13 protein-coding genes and 3 tRNA genes are annotated in these 18,617 nt (G+C 56.4%); 6 read left to right on the plus strand and 10 right to left on the minus strand.

The genetic code is table 11. The annotated features are described in order from the left end of the window. Positions 1-9: 9 nt before the first annotated feature. The 4 genes from rlmM to KGP24_RS18715 form a co-directional block, all read right to left on the minus strand. Positions 10-1,110 (minus strand): 23S rRNA (cytidine(2498)-2'-O)-methyltransferase RlmM, encoded by a 1,101-nt coding sequence (gene rlmM / locus KGP24_RS18700; protein ID WP_223561426.1) that lies wholly within the window; start codon positions 1,108-1,110, stop codon positions 10-12. Next, the gene (locus tag KGP24_RS18705; protein ID WP_023309031.1) at positions 1,103-1,498 is read right to left on the minus strand and encodes a DUF423 domain-containing protein; all 396 of its coding nucleotides are present in this window, start codon (positions 1,496-1,498) and stop codon (positions 1,103-1,105) included. Before KGP24_RS18705 ends, rlmM begins: the two co-directional genes overlap by 8 nt. 39 nt (positions 1,499-1,537) lie before the next feature. After that, positions 1,538-2,455, minus strand: a complete 918-nt coding sequence (gene gcvA / locus KGP24_RS18710; protein WP_023309032.1) for a glycine cleavage system transcriptional regulator GcvA — start codon at positions 2,453-2,455, stop codon at positions 1,538-1,540. Between the two features lie 349 nt (positions 2,456-2,804). Continuing rightward, on the minus strand, positions 2,805-3,032 hold the full coding sequence (locus KGP24_RS18715) for a YgdI/YgdR family lipoprotein (protein WP_008499648.1): 228 nt from the start codon (positions 3,030-3,032) through the stop codon (positions 2,805-2,807). 192 nt (positions 3,033-3,224) lie between these two features. Between KGP24_RS18715 and csdA the strand changes: the two genes are divergently transcribed. Together csdA and csdE are read left to right on the plus strand one after the other, a co-directional pair. Beyond that, complete coding sequence (gene csdA / locus KGP24_RS18720; RefSeq protein ID WP_223561427.1) at positions 3,225-4,430, plus strand: cysteine desulfurase CsdA; 1,206 nt, start codon at positions 3,225-3,227, stop codon at positions 4,428-4,430. Then, a complete protein-coding gene (gene csdE / locus KGP24_RS18725) occupies positions 4,430-4,876 on the plus strand; it encodes a cysteine desulfurase sulfur acceptor subunit CsdE (protein ID WP_223561428.1) in 447 nt (148 codons plus the stop codon). The genes csdA and csdE overlap by 1 nt, the downstream gene beginning before the upstream one ends. Here csdE and tcdA read toward each other — a convergent pair. Continuing rightward, positions 4,867-5,673, minus strand: a complete 807-nt coding sequence (gene tcdA / locus KGP24_RS18730; protein WP_008499651.1) for a tRNA cyclic N6-threonylcarbamoyladenosine(37) synthase TcdA — start codon at positions 5,671-5,673, stop codon at positions 4,867-4,869. The genes csdE and tcdA overlap by 10 nt on opposite strands. 75 nt (positions 5,674-5,748) lie before the next feature. Beyond that, positions 5,749-6,846 carry a murein transglycosylase A gene (gene mltA, locus KGP24_RS18735; protein WP_223561429.1) on the minus strand — a complete coding sequence of 366 codons (1,098 nt, stop codon included), beginning with the start codon at positions 6,844-6,846 and terminating at the stop codon, positions 5,749-5,751. A 208-nt stretch (positions 6,847-7,054) separates the two neighbouring features. Between mltA and KGP24_RS18740 the strand changes: the two genes are divergently transcribed. From KGP24_RS18740 to KGP24_RS18750, 3 genes are all read left to right on the plus strand, one after another. Continuing rightward, a tRNA-Met gene (locus tag KGP24_RS18740) sits at positions 7,055-7,131 on the plus strand. A gap of 44 nt (positions 7,132-7,175) precedes the next feature. Beyond that, positions 7,176-7,252, plus strand: a tRNA-Met gene (locus KGP24_RS18745). A 44-nt stretch (positions 7,253-7,296) separates the two neighbouring features. Then, positions 7,297-7,373: transfer RNA gene (locus KGP24_RS18750), tRNA-Met, on the plus strand. Between the two features lie 88 nt (positions 7,374-7,461). On the opposite strand, the gene amiC is transcribed toward KGP24_RS18750, so the two are convergent. Next, positions 7,462-8,715, minus strand: coding sequence for an N-acetylmuramoyl-L-alanine amidase AmiC (gene amiC / locus KGP24_RS18755; protein ID WP_223561430.1), 1,254 nt, complete (start codon positions 8,713-8,715; stop codon positions 7,462-7,464). A 227-nt stretch (positions 8,716-8,942) separates the two neighbouring features. On the opposite strand from amiC, the gene argA reads away from it, so the two are divergent. After that, positions 8,943-10,274: an amino-acid N-acetyltransferase gene (argA, locus tag KGP24_RS18760; RefSeq protein ID WP_223561431.1), complete on the plus strand. Its 1,332-nt coding sequence runs from the start codon at positions 8,943-8,945 to the stop codon at positions 10,272-10,274. A 34-nt stretch (positions 10,275-10,308) separates the two neighbouring features. Here argA and recD read toward each other — a convergent pair whose 3' ends face one another. The 3 genes from recD to ptrA are packed head-to-tail and all read right to left on the minus strand — an operon-like array spanning position 10,309 to position 18,547. Further along, positions 10,309-12,129: an exodeoxyribonuclease V subunit alpha gene (gene recD / locus KGP24_RS18765; RefSeq protein WP_223561432.1), complete on the minus strand. Its 1,821-nt coding sequence runs from the start codon at positions 12,127-12,129 to the stop codon at positions 10,309-10,311. Continuing rightward, a complete protein-coding gene (recB, locus tag KGP24_RS18770) occupies positions 12,126-15,668 on the minus strand; it encodes an exodeoxyribonuclease V subunit beta (protein WP_223561433.1) in 3,543 nt (1,180 codons plus the stop codon). Before recB ends, recD begins: the two co-directional genes overlap by 4 nt. Continuing rightward, a complete protein-coding gene (ptrA, locus tag KGP24_RS18775) occupies positions 15,665-18,547 on the minus strand; it encodes a pitrilysin (protein ID WP_223561434.1) in 2,883 nt (960 codons plus the stop codon). Before ptrA ends, recB begins: the two co-directional genes overlap by 4 nt. Between the last annotated feature and the right edge of the window lie 70 nt (positions 18,548-18,617).

Consider the following 18,617-nt stretch of genomic DNA (forward strand, 5'->3'; position numbering starts at 1 on the left):
AAGCTCGCACTATCGCTCGTCGCGACGTCCGCCGACCGCTGCCCACCAGCGACGAATATGCACCGTCACCTCTTCACGGTCGTGATACAGCTGACGCGCCTGGATCTCCACGTTAATCCCGTGTTCGTCCATCTGCTCCTGAATGTAGGCCAGGTTCTGCGACACCTCCTCGTAGCGCTTTTTCATCGGCAGCTTGAGGTTGAAAATGGTCTCGCGACACCAGCCGTTCACCAGCCAGGAGGCCATCAGCGCGGCGACTTTTGCCGGCTTCTCAACCATATCGCACACCATCCACGAGATGTTGTTACGGTTCGGGCGATAGCGGAAACCGTCTTCACGCAGCCAGGTGACCTGCCCAGTGTCCATCAGGCTTTGCGCCATTGGACCGTTATCAACGGACGATACCCACATATTGCGTTTCACCAGCTGATAGGTCCAGCCGCCCGGGCACGCGCCAAGGTCGACGGCGTACATGCCGTTCGCCAGACGCTCATCCCACTCATCCGCCGGGATAAAGACGTGGAATGCCTCTTCCAGCTTGAGCGTTGAACGGCTTGGCGCATCGGCCGGGAAGCGCAAACGCGGGATGCCCATATAGAAAGGAGAGTTGTTGGTGGTGTACGAATAGCCCGTATAGCAGCAGCCCGGTGCGATAAAGAAGATATGCACCACCGGACGCTTCGGCGTTTCGTAGTTTGTCAGCACGCCCGCATCGCGCAGCGCCGCGCGCAGCGGCACGGTGAACTTACGGCAGAACTTCATCAACTCTTTACTTTCGTTGGTATCCGCCACTTCAACGCGCAGATCGCCGCCCTTCTCAACCACGCCCTGCAGCATGCCGACAATAGGCGTGATGCGGTCTTCCGGCGGAAGATCCTTCAGCAGCTCACCCGCGACAAACATCTGGCGAGCAAAGATCAGCGAGCTGAACGGCAGCTCTTGTGCCAGCCTGTCTGCGTCCTCAGGCTGATAGCACTCGAATACTACATAACCCGCGTTTTCTTTTACCCGGGCAAAGCCGAAGACTTCGCGCTTCGCCGCTTTATCGGTAATTTCCGCGGCGCACTCTTTCTCAAACCCCGGGCGACAATATAAAACAACCTTATTCATGAACAACGCCCTTGCGTTTCAGACGGATAGCTCCGATAAACATTAATACCCAACCCGCCAGGAAGCTGAAGCCGCCGACAGGTGTAACGAACGCCCACAGGCGCAAATGTGAGAGCGCAAGGCAGTACAGGCTACCGCTGAACAACACGGTACCCAACGCCATAAACACGCTGCTCCAGTAAAACCAGATACTGATACGACGCTGCATCGCCACCGCCAGACCAAAAATAGCCAGCGTGTGGAACGCCTGATATTCAAGGCCGGTCTGGATCCAGCCCATCTCTACTGCACCCAAAGACTTGCTTAATACATGTGCGCCGAAGGCGCCCAGTGCAACAAAAATAAAGCCACTTACCGCGGCAAAAATCAGCATGAATCGGCTGGTCATGTTTAAGTCCTGAGTTGATGCGTGCCCGGCACACAAACGTTATTGCTCATACCTGAAGCGGAATTTTTCTTGCTCGGTTGCCGCTTTCGCCAGTATCCACTGCCGGAAGGCGGCTATTTTACCCAGTTCTGCCTGACTGTCATGACAAACCAGATAAAACGCATTCTTGCTGACCAGTACATCATTAAAAGGGCAGACCAGGCGGCCTGCCTCAATTTCGGACTGCGCCATGACGTTGTTCGCCAACGCCACGCCCTGTCCGTGAATCGCAGCCTGTAACACCATCGCACTGTGGCTAAAGATGGGTCCCTGCTGCACGTTTATATGAGTAAGACCTAATTGACGGGTATAAGTTTGCCAGTCACGGCGAGAGGCATCATGCAAAAGCGTATGCTGAGCCAGGTCAGCGGGTGACTTCAGCGCCTTTTCACCTGTTAACAGCAGGGGAGAACAGACCGGCAAGAGATATTCTGCGTATAATTTCTCAACACGCAAGCCCGGCCAGTTGCCGCGACCATAAAAAATGGCGACATCCACGTCATCGGCCAGTTTGTCCTCCTGGCGATCTACCGCCTGGATTCGAACGTCGATCCCCGGATAAGCTGAGTTAAAGCTTGAGAGTCTGGGCACCAGCCAATGAATGGCAAAACTGGGCAATAAACTGACGGTCAGGGCACCTTTTGCACTGCGAGCCTGCAGCTTACGCGTGGCTTCCGTAAGCTGGGAAAAAATCTCTTTAATATCCTGAAAATAGCTCTGCCCCTCTTCGGTCAACAGCAACGAACGGTTGCGTCGACGAAACAGCTTAAGGCCCAGAAAATCCTCCAGAGACTTGATTTGGTGACTTACTGCGGCCTGTGTCACAAAAAGCTCATCTGCCGCGCGGGTAAAGCTCAGGTGACGTGCTGCTGCATCAAAAACACGTAATGCATTGAGGGGTGGCAATCGCTTTGACATGGTTATCTGGCTTAGATGTTAACGGATTTTAACAAACAGGAAACAACGTTTAACCTATTAGTTTTTTTTATCTGAGCCATTATAATTTGTCCGTTGAGGAACTACCAGCAAATACCTATAGTGGCGGCACTTCCTGAGCCGGAACGAAGAGCTTTTTTCGGAATGCGTGTTCTGAAGGGCTTTTGGCTTACGGTTGTGATGTTGTGTTGTTGTGTTTGCAATTGGTCTGCGATTCAGACCACGGTAGCAACGCTACCAATTTTTCACTTCCTGTACATTTACCCTGTCTGTCCATAGTGATTAATGTAGCACCGCCAATTTGCGGTGCTTTTTTTTCGCCTGCGATCTGTTAGTGCTCGATCTCTTTCATCTCTTTCACGTCCGTGCGGTTGATCTGCTGCTTGTTCCCGTTAGCATCTTTGTACGAAATCATCCCGGTATCATTATCGGTAGTTGGTTTCCCTTCCGAAACGATAGAACGACCATCGTTGGTGTGCATCACGTAGTTGTTACCAGAACAGGCGCTCAGGGCAAAAGTAAACGCACAGGCAGAAATGATTGCAGCTGTCTTATTCATGATTATTCTCCTTTAGCAATTAATGCTATTCAAACCTCGATTTATAACAGGCTAAAACATCCGCCTAACACTATTTAGCATAACCTGCTTTTTTGAGGCCGTAAGGATAAGCAGACAATTCTGATAGATATCAACCTCCTTGCCCTGCCGCTGAAATTGCGCGACGATCGCTATATTGAAATGAGGAATCCCATGAACGCTTTCAGTCCTGCGCAGTTCCGCGCACAGTTTCCGGCGCTGGCCGATGCCGGTATTTACCTGGATAGCGCCGCCACCGCCCTTAAGCCACAGGCGGTGATTGAGGCCACGCAGCAGTTCTACAGCCTGAGCGCCGGGAACGTTCATCGCAGCCAGTTTGCCGAAGCGCAGCGATTAACCGCGCGCTACGAAGCCGCACGCGATCAGGTCGCGCGCCTGATCAATGCCGAAAGCGGGAAAAACATCGTCTGGACGCGCGGCACGACAGAGGCCATCAATATGGTGGCCCAGTGCTACGCGCGCCCGCTGCTTCAGCCGGGCGATGAGATCGTCGTCAGCGAAGCGGAACATCACGCCAACCTGGTGCCATGGCTGATGGTGGCTGAGCAAACGGGCGCACGCGTGGTGAAGCTCCCACTGGGTGCAGACCTTCTGCCCGACGTGGCCCGTCTCCCCGAGCTGATTACTCCCCGCAGCCGCATTCTGGCGCTCGGACAGATGTCAAACGTCACGGGTGGCTGCCCGGATCTGGCTCAGGCTATTCGCATCGCGCATGCCAGCGGCATGGTGGTGATGGTCGACGGCGCTCAGGGCGTGGTGCACTTCCCGGCCAACGTGCAGGCGCTTGATATCGATTTTTATGCCTTCTCTGGTCATAAGCTCTACGGGCCAACCGGTATTGGGGCGCTGTACGGCAAGCCAGAACTGCTGGCAAAAATGACGCCGTGGCTCGGTGGCGGAAAAATGATTACCGAAGTATCGTTCGATGGCTTCAAAACTCAGGATGTTCCCTATCGTCTGGAAGCCGGTACGCCGAACGTGGCGGGGGTGATTGGCCTAAGCGCGGCGCTGGAGTGGCTGACTGAAACAGACAGTGTTCAGGCTGAAAGCTGGAGCCGGGGACTGGCGACGCTGGCAGAGGAAGAACTCAAAAAGCGCCCGGGTTTCCGCTCGTTCCGCGTTCAGGATTCAAGCCTGCTGGCCTTTGATTTTGCTGGCGTTCATCATAGCGACATGGTGACGCTACTGGCCGGGTATGGCATTGCCCTGCGTGCCGGACAGCACTGCGCCCAGCCGCTGCTGGCGGCGCTCGGCGTGAGCGGTACGCTGCGTGCCTCGTTTGCGCCCTATAACACTCAAAGCGATGTTGACGCGCTGGTCGCAGCCGTTGACCGCGCCCTTGAAATACTGGTGGATTAATGACTCACGCTGCTTTAGCCGGACATCCGTTTGGCACGGTCATCACAGAAGAGACCTTAAGACAGACCTTCGCCCCGCTCCAGCAGTGGGAAGATAAATATCGACAGCTGATCCTGCTGGGTAAACAGCTCCCTGCGCTTTCAGAGGATCTCAAAGCGCAGGCGAAAGAGATTGCTGGCTGTGAGAACCGCGTCTGGCTTGGTGTAAGCGTCGCCGGCGAGAAGCTGCACTTCTTCGGCGACAGCGAAGGCCGCATCGTCCGGGGTCTGCTGGCAGTTTTGTTGACCGCTGTGGAAGGGAAAAGCGCGGCGGAACTGCTGGCACATTCGCCGCTGGCGTTATTTGATGAGCTGGGACTGCGCGCGCAGCTCAGCGCCTCGCGCGGTCAGGGGTTGATCGCGCTCAGCGATGCGGTACTGGACGCAGCCCGTCAGGCTCAGGCCTGACGTTCCGCCTTCGCCATCATCTTCTTCAAGGCGTGAGACACCGCCACAAAGCCAAAGGAAGCGGTCACCATGGTGGCCGCGCCAAACCCGGAGGCACAATCCATTCTCTTTGGCCCTTCCGCCGTGCTTTTCATCGCACAGACTGAGCCATCCGCCTGCGGGTAGACCAGCGCTTCGGTCGAGAACACGCAGTCGACGCCCAGCTTGCCTTTGCTGTTCTTCACCACGTTAAAGTCGCTCTTCAGGCGCTCACGCAGCTTGGCCGCCAGAGGATCCTGAATGGTTTTCGCCAGATCGGCCACCTGGATCTGCGTCGGATCGATTTGCCCGCCCGCACCGCCCGTCGTGACCAGCGGCACCTTGTAGCGACGGCAGTATGCGATCAATGCCGCTTTTGGCCGCACGCTGTCGATGGCGTCAATCACATAGCTGTAGCCTTTGCTCATGTACTCCGCGACGTTATCTGCCGTCACAAAGTCGTCGATCACCGTCACGCGACACTCCGGGTTGATGAGACGAATACGCTCCGCCATTACCTCAGATTTCGCCAGACCGACGCTATCGCGCAGGGCGTGGATTTGACGGTTGGTGTTAGTGACGCAAACGTCATCCATGTCAATCAGCGTGATTGCGCCAATACCGGTTCTCGCCAGCGCTTCTGCCGCCCACGACCCCACACCACCAATGCCCACGACGCAGACGTGCGCATCCGCAAACAGCTGCAGGGCTTTTTCACCATATAAACGTGCCGTACCGCCAAAACGCTGGCGCCAGGCGTCGCTGATTACCACAGACATAAAACCTCAGATGTAAAAAGGGTGAGGTTTTCCTCACCCTGAACAGTAATCCGTATTGCGCTCAGAATACCACAATCAGCCGCTGAATACGTTTCCAGCACCCGGCGCCGCTTTCAGTACCCACACGCGTCCGTAGTGGTTATACCAACCCGCGCGATGGCCTGCGTCAGGGCCAATACCCTGATAGATGTCGAAGTGCTGGCCTTTTATCGCCCCGCCGACGTCCAGCGCCACCATCAGACGCAGCTCATACTGGCCGTTGAACTTGCCGTTATTGTCCAGCAGAGGGACTTCAGCCAGCAGCGTGGTGCCTGCAGGAATAATCGAACGATCTGATGCGACCGACGCACGTCCAATCAGCGGAACTGCACTCGCCCCTTTCACCGGCGCGAAGTTTTGCGGTTTGAAGAAGACGAACGACGGGTTCTGCTCAAGCAGCTCGCGCACCTCGGCTTCGCTGTGTTTCTCGCCCCACTCACGGATAGCCTGCATCGACATATCTTCTTTCTTCACTTCACCGCGGTCGATCAGCACCTTACCGATGCTGCGATAGGCGTGGCCGTTTTTACCGGAATAGCTGAAGAAGTTAAGCGGCGACCCGTCGCCAAAATCAATGTAGCCGCTGCCCTGAACGTCCATGATGAAGTTATCCATCAGGGAGTTGCTGTAGGCCAGAACGTAGTTTTCGCTTAGCGCACCGGCGTAGATCTCAGCGCGAGACGGCAGACGACCGCGTTTTGGCGGCATACGGTAGATAGGATACTGGAACTCGCCCTGACGGGAGTGTCGCGCCTGGATAACCGGGGTGTAATAGCCGGTAAACTGGACGTTGCCGTAGTTATCGGCTCCTTCCATCTGCCAGGCATCGATACCAAACTGGCGCATGTTGCGCGTATCGCCGCCAGCACGCAGCCAGTCCTGTACCGCGCTATAAACACTGTTCTGTGAGCTATACAGACGCGGCGAGGCGTTGCGGATCTGGTAGACCTGCTCGGAAAAATCACCGGCATTAATCGGTGCGCCGACAGCATCAGGCTGATTAACTAAAGAGAAAGGCTGGGATAACTTCCCGTCTTTATACTGTTGACCGCGATCGGTCGGTTTGGAAGAACAGGCCGCAAGAATCGCTACCATTGCGCCCGCCATCAGATACTTCGCCCAACGTCCTTTCATTATATCTCGTCTTTAAGTTGCCCATTTCCGCGTGATGAAGATAACAAACCGCCAGGGCTAATGAAATGCGATCGCATGCCCTTTGGCAAATTTTGCGCAAAAAATAGTCCAAACAAAGCCATGTCGTTCAATTTGCATACAAAATCATGATTTATGTGAAAAAGGGGTTGCATCACAAACCTATCCGAGTATAGTGCGCATCCACGGACGCGGGGTGGAGCAGCCTGGTAGCTCGTCGGGCTCATAACCCGAAGGTCGTCGGTTCAAATCCGGCCCCCGCAACCAATTAAAATTTGATGAAGTATCTTCTACGACTGTAGAAAGACGGACGCGGGGTGGAGCAGCCTGGTAGCTCGTCGGGCTCATAACCCGAAGGTCGTCGGTTCAAATCCGGCCCCCGCAACCAATCAAATTTGAAGAAGTAAGTTTCTACACGAGTAGAAAGACGGACGCGGGGTGGAGCAGCCTGGTAGCTCGTCGGGCTCATAACCCGAAGGTCGTCGGTTCAAATCCGGCCCCCGCAACCAATACTTCTAAAAACAATAAACACCCTTAAGGGTGTTTTTTTGTATCTGTCGTTTGTGAATTTGCCGGGCGTTTACCCGGCTGAACGATTTACCCGCGCCGCGCCAGCGTCGCCCCGTCAGAGAAATACGCCCGTATCCCCGCCAGAATCGACTCCGCAACTTCCTGCTGGAATTTTGCCGTCTTGAGCTTACGCTCCTCTTCAACGTTACTGATAAACGCTGTTTCTACCAGAATGGACGGGATATCCGGTGCCTTGAGTACCGCAAACCCGGCCTGTTCAACGCTGTTTTTATGCAGCTTATTGATGTTGCCCAGCTTGCCCAGCACCGCTTTACCAAACTTCAGGCTGTCGTTAATGGTCAGCGACTGCACCATATCGAACATAGTGTGGTCGACGTAGCGGTCGCCGCTTTTGCTCACGCCACCAATCAGGTCAGAGGCGTTCTGGCTGTCAGCCAGGAATCTTGCTGCGGTACTGGTCGCGCCTTTGGTTGAGAGCGCAAACACCGACGAGCCGCTTGGCTGGCGGCTGGTAAACGCATCCGCATGGATCGACACGAACAAATCGGCGCGCTGCTTCTGCGCTTTCGCCACCCTGACCTTCAACGGGATAAAAATATCTTCATTGCGCGTCATATAGGCGCGCATATTCCCTTCTTTATCAATCAACGCCTTCAGACGACGTGCAATTTGCAGCACCACGTCTTTTTCACGCGTATGATATTTCCCCACCGCGCCGGAGTCTTCGCCGCCGTGGCCAGGATCGAGCATGATCACAATCGGACGATCGCGCCCTGCTTTGCCCGGCTGCGGACCGCTTTGCGCAGGTGGAACCTGACTCTGCAGATCGCCTTTGTTGTAATCCTCCAGCAGAGCGAGAAGCGGATCCTGAATATCCGTCGCATTGGCCGGGTAGAGATCCATCACCAGGCGCTCTTTGAACGTCGCAACGGGCGCCAGGGCGAACAGCTGCGGCTTAACGTTCTGCTTCAGTTCAAACACCATGCGCACGGTTTGTGGATCAAACTGCCCGACGCGCGCCGATTTAATAAACGGATCGTCGCCGCGGATCTGCGCCGCCATCCCTTTCAGCACGGAGTTGAGGTTAACGCCTTCGAGATCCACTACCACGCGTTCCGGGTTGCTGAGGGCAAATTGCTTATATTTCAGCACGCGATTGGATTCGACCGTCACGCGCGTATAGGTCGACGACGGCCAGACGCGCACTGCCACCACCTGACTGGTGGCGGCAAGACCGACCTGACTGACGCTAAGCAACCACATTGCCCCGGCCCCTTTTAACAAACGGCGGCGGCTTATTGCTGAATTGGATCCCGACATGCTTCTCCCGAGCAAGAACACTGACTGATATACAAAATGTCCAAATTGACCGAAAACTTTAACGAATGACGCATAAACTGTCATCTATAAAAAGGTAAACAATCACACGCTAACGCACGGATTACTTACCAATTTCTGTGGGTCGCGGAAAATTTGCGCTTGCACACACGTCCATAATCGAATAAAAATACAGAAATTACGAATAAACATTCATTAAGGGTTGTGCCATGGTGAAGGAACGTAGAACCGAACTGGTCCAGGGATTCCGCCATTCTGTTCCCTATATCAACGCCCATCGGGGAAAAACGTTTGTCATCATGCTTGGCGGCGAAGCCATTGAGCATGAGAATTTTTCCAGCATCGTCAATGACATTGGCCTGCTGCACAGCCTCGGTATCCGCCTGGTGGTGGTGTATGGCGCGCGTCCGCAGATCGACGCCAACCTGGCTGCTCACCACCACGAGCCGATTTACCACAAACATACCCGCGTCACCGATGCCAAAACCCTGGAGCTGGTGAAACAGGCGGCGGGTCTGCTGCAGCTGGATATTACCGCGCGTCTCTCCATGAGCCTGAACAATACGCCGCTGCAGGGCGCGCATATCAACGTCGTGAGCGGCAACTTTATCATTGCCCAGCCGCTCGGCGTGGACGATGGCGTGGATTACTGCCACAGTGGCCGCATTCGTCGTATTGATGAAGAAGCTATTCACCGCCAGCTGGACAGCGGTGCCATCGTGCTGATGGGCCCGGTGGCGGTCTCCGTAACCGGTGAAAGCTTTAACCTGACCTCAGAAGAGATTGCCACGCAGCTGGCAATCAAGCTGAAGGCGGAAAAAATGATTGGGTTTTGCTCCTCCCAGGGTGTCGTAAACGATGAAGGGGTAATAGTGCCGGAACTTTTCCCGAATGAAGCCCAGGCCCGCGTGGAAGCGCTGGAAGCCGAAGGCGATTACCACTCCGGCACCGTCCGCTTCCTGCGTGGCGCCGTGAAGGCCTGCCGCAGTGGCGTGCGCCGCAGCCACCTGAACAGCTATCAGGAAGACGGAGCCCTGCTGCAGGAGCTGTTCTCGCGCGACGGTATTGGTACACAAATTGTGATGGAGAGTGCGGAGCAGATCCGCCGCGCCACCATCAATGACATCGGCGGCATTCTGGAGCTGATCCGCCCGCTGGAACAGCAGGGCATTCTGGTACGTCGCTCACGCGAGCAGCTGGAGATGGAGATCGACAAATTCACCATTATTCAGCGCGATAACCTCACCATTGCCTGCGCCGCGCTCTATCCGTTCCCGGAAGAAAAGATCGGTGAAATGGCCTGCGTGGCGGTGCATCCTGATTACCGTAGCTCTTCACGCGGCGAAATGCTGCTTGAACGCGTGGCGGCGCAGGCGCGCCAGATGGGGCTGAGCAAGCTGTTCGTCCTGACGACGCGCAGCATTCACTGGTTCCAGGAGCGCGGATTCACGCCGGTGGATATCGATTCCCTGCCGGAAACGAAGAAAGAGATGTACAACTATCAGCGTCGTTCAAAAGTGCTGATGGCCGATCTGGGATAATACGACGCCCTCACCGTCCGGCGAGGGCTTTCGTTCAGAGGGACTCAAATATCGCGCTCAGCCCGCTTCGGCGTTCCGTTCGGGTGGCAATCGCCTGTACCAGCACGCGTTCATCGGTATACAGCGACAGGCGCTGACGCGCACGCGTAATGGCGGTGTAGATCAGCTCGCGGGTAATGACGGGTGAAAGCTGCGTGGGCAGGATCAGCGCCGCATGGTTAAACTCGGAGCCCTGAGATTTATGCACCGTCATCGCCCAGGCGGTTTCATGCTCAGGCAAACGGCTGGGCTGGAAAGACTTCACGCTGCCGTCCGGCATCTGGAACCAGACGCGCAGGCCCTGACCGCGATCGAGCGCAATCCCGATATCCCCGTTAAACAACCCCAGCGCGCTGTCGTTGCGGGAGATCATCACCGGTCGCCCTTCATACCAGCGCGAATGCGGGGTACGGTTAATTTTGCGTTTTTGCGCCAGCAGCTGTTCCAGCCGGTCGTTCAGACCCCGGACGCCAAAGGGGCCTTCCCTCAACGCACAGAGCAGCTGGTATTCGCCGAACGCGGCAATGACCTGCTCCGGCGTACTTTGCTGTTGTACGCCCGTCAGAAAGTGCTGGTACCCCTGCAGGGCGTCGTCCAGCATCGCCTGATACTCTTCCCCGCTTTGCAGCGATTTTTTCTCAATATCCGAGAAGGTACCGTCAAATACCGCAGTGGTTGTGCGCCGGTCGCCCCGGTTCACTGCCGCCGCAAGCTGGCCGATGCCGGAGTCGCTTCCGAAACGATAGCTTTTTTGCAGCAGACACAGGCTGTCGCGCAGCGCCCCTGCAAGCGAATGGTTTTCAGACGTGAGCGAACATCCGGTGAGACGGGCTAGCTCCTGAGCGCGTTCAGCGGTATATCCCAGGCTGGCATACGTGCAGATATCGCCCAGCACAGCCCCGGCCTCAACGGAGGCAAGCTGGTCGCGATCGCCGAGGAAAATGACGCGCGCGTGCGGCGGTAGCGCATCGATCAACCGCGACATCATCGTCAGGTCAATCATCGATGCTTCATCCACCACCAGCACGTCAAGGTGCAATGGGTTACCGGCATGATAGCGCAGACGCTGGCTACCCGGCTGTGCCCCAAGCAAACGGTGCAGGGTGCTGGCTTCATTGGGAAAAAGCGCAAGCTGCTCCCCGGTTAGCGGCAGTTTTTGCAGCGCGCCGCCTAACGATTCCGTCAGACGTGCCGCCGCTTTACCGGTTGGGGCCGCCAGGCGAATACGGCACTTTTGCTCACCCGATAACTGAATCAGCGCAGCAAGCAGTTTTGCCACGGTGGTCGTTTTCCCGGTACCCGGGCCGCCAGAAATCACCGAGATCCGTCGCGTTAAGGCCACGGCTGCCGCCACTTTCTGCCAGTCTGTCGCGTCGTCAGAGGTAAAAAGCGCATCCAGCGTTTGCCGGAGCTTTACTTCATCGCACGGAAGCGGGGCGTTGGTCTCGCTGAAGAAGCGCGCCACCGTCAGTTCGTTACGCCACAGCCGGTTGAGATACAAACGCTCGCCGACAAGGATCATCGGCGTCCCGGTATCGGCTCCGCTCACGGCAGGCGAGCCGAGTAATATCCCCTGCCAGTCCACAGCGTCACCCAGCAGCGCGAAACACGCCTGTAAAGCCGGAGGCATCGTCTCATCCACCGCCAGACGCGACAGCGGCAGACACACGTGCCCCTCCCCCGCGTCTTTGCTCAGAATGGCGGCGGCAAGCATGACGGCAGGCTCCTCACCAGCCACCATCATGGCGAACTGCACATCCAGGTGGCGCAGTAATCGTTGTTCAACCGCGTCCAGCAGTAGCGCCTGCATCGTCATGCCACCTCCTCCGTGCCTGCAGCAAACAGGTTATCCATTTTTTCAACCAGTTCCGCAGCCGGACGCGTACTAAAGACGCCGGAACGCGGGTCGTTAGCATCCACTCCGCGCAGGAACAGGTAAATTACGCCGCCGAAATGCGCGTCGTAGCGGTAATCGGCCATGCGATGACGCAGGTAACGGTGCAGCGCCAGGGTGTAAAGCTGGTACTGGAGATCGTAGCGATGCATTTGCATGGCAGAGGCCATCGCGTCTTGCGTGTAGGCTTCGCTGTTTTCACCCAGCCAGTTTGATTTGTAATCCAGCAGGTAGTATCGCCCTTCGTGGCGGAAAACCAGGTCGATAAAGCCTTTGAGCATCCCCTGCACCTGGCGGAAGTTCAGCGGCGGGCATCCGACGGATAACGGATCGTACTCGCGGATCAGCGCATCAAGCGCCTCGGCCCTGAGCGGGCTGGCGATGGGGAGATAAAACTCCATCTCCACCTGCTTATCATTGGCGGTCAACTGGCTCAGCGAGATCCCCTGCGTCGTGAGCGGCGCGTGCAGTACAGTGCGGATCCAGTCGGTGAGAACCGGCTGCCACTGTGCGTCGTAGCCGCCGCTCTGTAACATCTTCAGCACCCACTCTTCGGAAACCGGCTGGGTAAAATCCAGCTCTTCAAACAGGCTATGCAAAAACGTGCCCGGCGAGGCACCGCGCGGGAACTGGTGCGGCGTAAGCACCGGCTCAACGGGTATGTTACCGGCTCCTGCGGCATCCACGTCCAGTTTTGGCATCAGATCCTGCGCAATACTCTGCCCGTGCTGCTGTAAGCCGGAGTAGCTGGTAACGCGCCAGTCGTCGACAATCGTGCGTACCACCTGACGGGCATGGAGGTCTGACTCGCGCGGCTCCGGCATCTGCCAGCGGCTGTTGTCGGGCAGCGAAGGAATATGCAGGGCAACATGCTCAGTGCAAAGCGATTCGATGCACTGGCGCAGGCCCGCCGCGTCTTTGGGTTCACCCTGCTGAATAAGCCGCCCCAGCGCGCTCAGATGAAAATCGCTCTCCCCGCTCTTTTCGCCACGACGCCTGAACAGAGGTGCAACGCCCAGGCTGCAGTGCCAAACCGAACGGGTTAGCGCCACGTAGAGCAGGCGTAAATCTTCCGCCAGACGCTCGGCTTCGGCCAGCTCAACGCTGGACTCCGCGTTGCTGAGATCGAGCACCGCCTCATAAGTCTCACGATCGTGGTAAAAGGCCTGATCCTGCACGCGGTAATTGGCAATAAACGGCAGCCAGACCAGCGGGTACTCCAGGCCTTTCGATTTATGAATGGTGACGATCTGCACCAGATGTTTATCGCTCTCAAGGCGCATCTGCTGGCTGGAGGAATTACTGTTCGGGTCAGCAATCTGCTGCGCCAGCCAGCGCACGAGGGCGTGCTCGCTCTCCAGCTGCGTACCCGCTTCCTGCAACAGTTCGCTGATATGTAAAATATCGGTCAGCCGGCGCTCACCGCCCGCTGTCGCCAGCATATTCTCGGCAATGTGGCGCTGTGCCATGAGCTCGCGCACCATTGCCATCACGCCACGCTTCTGCCATTTTTCGCGGTAGCGAACAAACTCTTCTACCAGGGCATCCCACGCAACCTCGTCATTGTTGAGCGCATCAATGTCATGCGCATTCAGCCCGAGCATCGCGCTCGCCAGTGCGCTGCGCAGCGTGCTTTCGCGCTCCGGCGCCAGCACGGCCTGCAGCAGCCATAGCATCTCCTGCGCTTCCAGCGTCTCAAAAACGCTGTCGCGGTTGGAAAGGTAGACGGACGGAATATTCAGTAACGTCAGGGCGTCGCGCATAAGCGCGGCCTCCTGACGGCTGCGCACCAGCACCGTAATATCGGATGCCTTTACCGGGGTTGGTTTATCACCTTTCCACAGTAGCGCTTCACCGAGCGCACCCGCACTGAGCCAGTCACGAATTTGCGCGGCACAGTGCTGGGCCATGGCATTTTGATAGTCGGCGACGCCACAGCCTTCGCCGTCCAGCAGCCAGAAGCGCATGGCGGGCTGCGTCTCGCCGTTGAATTCGAAGCGCAATGAATCGTTTTTCGGGGCAAATTTGACCGGCAGAAACGGGATTTCCCGGAACATAAACGCCGTATCCATGCGGCTAAATAGCGCGTTGACGCTTTCCACCATGCCGGGAGAGGAGCGCCAGTTGGTATCGAGCGTGTAGTGCGCGTCAACCTCGCTGCGAGCTTTCATATAGGTGAAAATATCCGCACCGCGGAAGGCGTAGATGGCCTGTTTAGGATCGCCGATTAACAGCAGCGCGGTGTCGGGGTGCTGGCGCCAGATACGGCGGAAAATGCGGTACTGCTGAGGGTCGGTGTCCTGAAATTCGTCAATCATCGCAACCGGGAAGCGGGTGCGAATCGCGGCGGCAAGCGCTTCACCATTTTCACTGGACAGCGCCGCATCAAGGCGGCTGAGCATATCGTCGAAACCCAGTTCACCCCGGCGGCGCTTTTCGCGCGCCACGGCTTCACGAATTTCGGTCATGGCGCGGGTGATCATCAGATCGTTGAGCGTGAGGGGCTCCGCCAGCAGGGATTCAATCGCCACAAACAGAGGATGTTCAGGCACTGTGCCGTCCGCTTTGGTCCGCTCAGCCAGGAAACGTTGGGAGAATTTCTCCAGCGCATCCGGGAGCTGGTAGCCTCGCGTCTCTTCCTGCGCCCAGGCGCTGATCTTGTCGATCCATTTCCCCTGGTTGCCACGGTTAAACTTGCGTCGGTCAATACCGGAATTTTCGATGATTGCGTCAATTTCGCCAACGGACTCAATCCATTTTTGCTTGATGTCAGCAATCTGCGCGATGATTTTTTCATGCCGTGAGGCCAGCGTTTCATCCGCAGGCGGCGGGGATTTGATAACCGGCGCTTCCCCCTGAAGATAACGATCGATAGCGCGCAGCAGCGCCTCCGGGCCTTTCCACAACGCATGTACCGCTTCGGCGATATCGCGCGGTAACGGGTAACAGTGGCGACGCCAGAAATCCGCGCAGGCCTGATAGCGAAGCACGGACTCATCTTCAATAAGCTGCTGTTCAAACAGCATGCCGGATTCAAACGCATTCAGGCTCAGCATACGCTGGCAAAAACCGTGAATGGTGAAGACGGACGCTTCATCCATCTGCCGTTCGGCGAGGAGCAGCCACTGGGCTGCCTGTTGCTTATCGGCAATCTCTTCCAGAAGGCTCGCGTAGAGAGGGTTATCCGTGCTCTGACGCAGACAGGCGATGCGCAGCTCGTGGATATTGTTACGAATACGGCCCCGCAGCTCAGCGGTGGCAGCCTCGGTGAAGGTGACCACCAGCAGCTCTTCCACGCTCAAAGGGCGTGGAAAAGCTGCATTGCCGCCAAGCCCCAGCAGCAGACGCAGATAGAGGGCGGCAATGGTGAAGGTTTTTCCCGTTCCCGCTGAGGCTTCAATCAATCGCTCACCCTGCAGGGGTAAACGTAAGGGATCAAGGGACTCAGCGGTATCGGTCATTCTTTCTTACTCCAGGGCATAGATTGCTGCAGCGCGCTGACGCTTTTCCAGACTTTCCAGCCTTTCGGGTTCACATACTCCGTTTTCCCGTTCTGGCTACCGGAAACCTGGGACAGAATGGTAATACCCTGCGGCTTAATGACCGCCTGATGGAAGAAGTCGGCAACCTTCTGCGGCGTCAGCTGTTTTATCTCGGCCACTACTTTATCACGCGAATCAAATTTCAGATTACCGCGATCGAAATCTTTGCTCAGCTGTGAGGCTTCTTCACCCAGCGTCTGCGGCGGCTGCATCACCTGCGCGATCACGGCCTGCTGGATCTGAGCAAATTCTTCCGGCTTCATGGCGCGCAGTTTTGCTTCCACCTGCGGGAAGAAGGCCTGGTAACGCTTCCAGAGATATGCCGGCTGTTTATCGCTGCTTTGCAGCAGGAAACCCAGCCCCCACTGCCGGCCTACATTCATGGAGAAGGCAAACACCGCGTAGCCAAGCTGCTCCTCAGTGCGTAACTGGTTATAGAACCACGGCTGAATAATTTGCCCCAGCACTGCACTCTGCGCCGAGCTGGCGAATTCATCATAGCCCGTTGGCACAAATACAGCGGCCAGCGCGGAATCCGTGCTGTTACCCGCCTTTTCAAAAATCACATTCTGTTTTTTCTCAACCAGAACGTCCTGGTTGCGGCACCACTCGTCGCCTTTCGAACCGAGCTGAGTGCGTACATTCTCCGCCAGCGTTTTGGCCTGATCCTCACTCATGTTACCGACGATCAGAAACTCCGGGCGCGTGTTGGTTTTCAGCGCGTCACGGTAAGCCAGCACGTCTTTTAAGGTGATCGAAGGCAATAGCGCGCGGCGGTCTTCTCGCTGGAAATAAGGAACTTGCGACAGCATTTGCGCTGGCATAAGCGCCAGATCGTAAGCTTTGCCCTTCTCCGCAGAATCCATCATCTGCGCATACCACGATTTGGCCTGCTCAAGCTGCTCTTCCGTCGGCGTATAGCTGAAATAACCCTCCAGCAGTGCCTGGAACAGCTGAGGCAAACGCTGGGTATAACCGTTTGCATTGAGCATCAACCCGTTGTTGGCGTTGGTGGAGAAGCTGATGCCGCCCACGGCCGCCTGGTTGCTGAGCTGATCGAGTGCAATCCCGGCGAGATAATCATTGAGCGCGAACATCACCTGATTTTTAGCGCTGTTCATCGCTTTCGGGTTACGCAGCACCACGCTGACATCGGCCTTTGGCTCGCTTGCGAAGTAGCGGCTGGGCGTATACACCACGCGCAGCGTCGGCTCATCAATGATGAGCGCGGGATGCGGGTAATCTTTAGTCGTTTTGGTCAGCGAGAAGTCATCCGGAATATAAGGGTTCAGCTCCGGCAGCTTCAACGCAATCTCCCCGGCCTTCTTCTGCCAGTCGGCGAAAGTCTGCGCGCTGATTTTATCTACCTGATAGGGAGCATCGACAAAATACGCCGTCTTGTTATGCGGTTCATTCGGGCTGATGTACCAGATGCGGGCATTCTCCGGCGTCATCATCGCCAGGCGAGCTTTTACCGCCCCGGCATCATACCGGTCGGCAATATTCACCGCGTCGAGAGTATGTTCCACCGGCACGCGGATCATGGTATCTGCCAGCCACTCCACATAGTCCATGTCGCGGGTGATAGACGGGTAGCGGAAATCGAGATCCAGCACGTGCGCGAGTTCATCAAAATAGCGCTTATCGACGCCTTTCTCGCGCAGTAAAGAGAGGTAGCTAAAGATCGCCGCTACGACTTCATCACGGTTTGCCAGCCCTTTGTCGGTCAGGGTGGCGGAGATCGCCAGCACGCCGCTATTGCCGTTCACAACCGGATCGGAATCGGCGCGAATACCTTCCACCAGCCCCTGTTTTTGCAACCAGTCAGAAAGCGTACCCGGGCTGCGGTTACCTATCAGGTAGGTCACCAGCTCATCGGTCTTACTGCGAAACTGTGCGGTATTGTTATCAATGCGGAATTCCACGCGCAGCACTTTGCGCGGCAGCGCCGGCACGTAGTGGATCACAATACCTTTCTGCGCGTCCGTCACAACCGGTACGTCTATCTGCGGCAGTTCGATATTTTTATTCGGCACCCTGCCAAACGTTTTGGCCGCCATGCCTGCCAGTTCTGGCAACGGTTTATTGCTATAGATGACCGCTTTCATCAGGTTGGCGGAGTAGTATTTATCGCGAAACGCGTGCAGGGCATCAAGCACAGGGCTGTTCGGTTTGTCGCTCAAGGTTTCCAGGTTACCGCCGGAAAAACGCGAACCCGGGTGCGCAGGGTTGATGGTTTCGGCGCTGACCTGGGCCATGCGCATACCGTCTCGCGTGCGGGCCATGGTCAGCTCAGCATTCACCGCATTGCGTTCACGATCGGCGTATTTTTTATCCAGCAACGGCGCGGCGATGGAATCAGCAAGACGATCGACCGCCCCTTCCAGCGCATCATTTTCGACTTCGAGATAAAAGGCCGTACGATACGGTGCCGTGCTGGCATTGTGGCTGCCGCCATGCATCTTGAGAAATTCGGACAGGCTATCTGGCTGCGGATATTTTTTTGACCCCATCAGCGTCATATGTTCCAGATAGTGTGCGAGTCCTGGATGGGCGTCAGGATCTTCCAGTGACCCAACCGGCACCACTAATGCTGAAAGGGATTTTACCGCCTGCGGGTCGGAAACCAGCAGCACGGTCATGCCGTTATCAAGACGAATAGCCTGATACTGACGGGTATCTTTTTCGCTCTTACGGATAGTTTCCTGAACGGGTTGCCAACCGGAGTCTGCCTGAGTGACAGGTGCCCAGAGGGCGACAAACAAAACAAACGCTTTAAACAAGGTGCTGCCTGGCATTACGACCTCTTTATCACGGCTACATCATTAACACAGTGCGTGCTGGACACGCCAACATCTCTTTATTGGG

Origin of the sequence: Enterobacter sp. JBIWA008, assembly GCF_019968765.1 — a bacterium.
In the GTDB taxonomy this organism is placed as follows: domain Bacteria; phylum Pseudomonadota; class Gammaproteobacteria; order Enterobacterales; family Enterobacteriaceae; genus Enterobacter.

What these genes read in the sequence shown, in the direction of transcription:
- mltA (WP_223561429.1), bottom strand. Translation starts at nt 6,846, where the DNA reads ATGAAAGGACGTTGGGCGAAGTATCTGATGGCGGGCGCAATGGTAGCG.
- KGP24_RS18705 (WP_023309031.1), bottom strand. Translation starts at nt 1,498, where the DNA reads ATGACCAGCCGATTCATGCTGATTTTTGCCGCGGTAAGTGGCTTTATT.
- rlmM (WP_223561426.1), bottom strand. Translation starts at nt 1,110, where the DNA reads ATGAATAAGGTTGTTTTATATTGTCGCCCGGGGTTTGAGAAAGAGTGC.
- KGP24_RS18715 (WP_008499648.1), bottom strand. Translation starts at nt 3,032, where the DNA reads ATGAATAAGACAGCTGCAATCATTTCTGCCTGTGCGTTTACTTTTGCC.
- amiC (WP_223561430.1), bottom strand. Translation starts at nt 8,715, where the DNA reads ATGTCGGGATCCAATTCAGCAATAAGCCGCCGCCGTTTGTTAAAAGGG.
- tcdA (WP_008499651.1), bottom strand. Translation starts at nt 5,673, where the DNA reads ATGTCTGTGGTAATCAGCGACGCCTGGCGCCAGCGTTTTGGCGGTACG.
- argA (WP_223561431.1), top strand. Translation starts at nt 8,943, where the DNA reads ATGGTGAAGGAACGTAGAACCGAACTGGTCCAGGGATTCCGCCATTCT.
- gcvA (WP_023309032.1), bottom strand. Translation starts at nt 2,455, where the DNA reads ATGTCAAAGCGATTGCCACCCCTCAATGCATTACGTGTTTTTGATGCA.
- recB (WP_223561433.1), bottom strand. Translation starts at nt 15,668, where the DNA reads ATGACCGATACCGCTGAGTCCCTTGATCCCTTACGTTTACCCCTGCAG.
- recD (WP_223561432.1), bottom strand. Translation starts at nt 12,129, where the DNA reads ATGACGATGCAGGCGCTACTGCTGGACGCGGTTGAACAACGATTACTG.
- csdE (WP_223561428.1), top strand. Translation starts at nt 4,430, where the DNA reads ATGACTCACGCTGCTTTAGCCGGACATCCGTTTGGCACGGTCATCACA.
- ptrA (WP_223561434.1), bottom strand. Translation starts at nt 18,547, where the DNA reads ATGCCAGGCAGCACCTTGTTTAAAGCGTTTGTTTTGTTTGTCGCCCTC.
- csdA (WP_223561427.1), top strand. Translation starts at nt 3,225, where the DNA reads ATGAACGCTTTCAGTCCTGCGCAGTTCCGCGCACAGTTTCCGGCGCTG.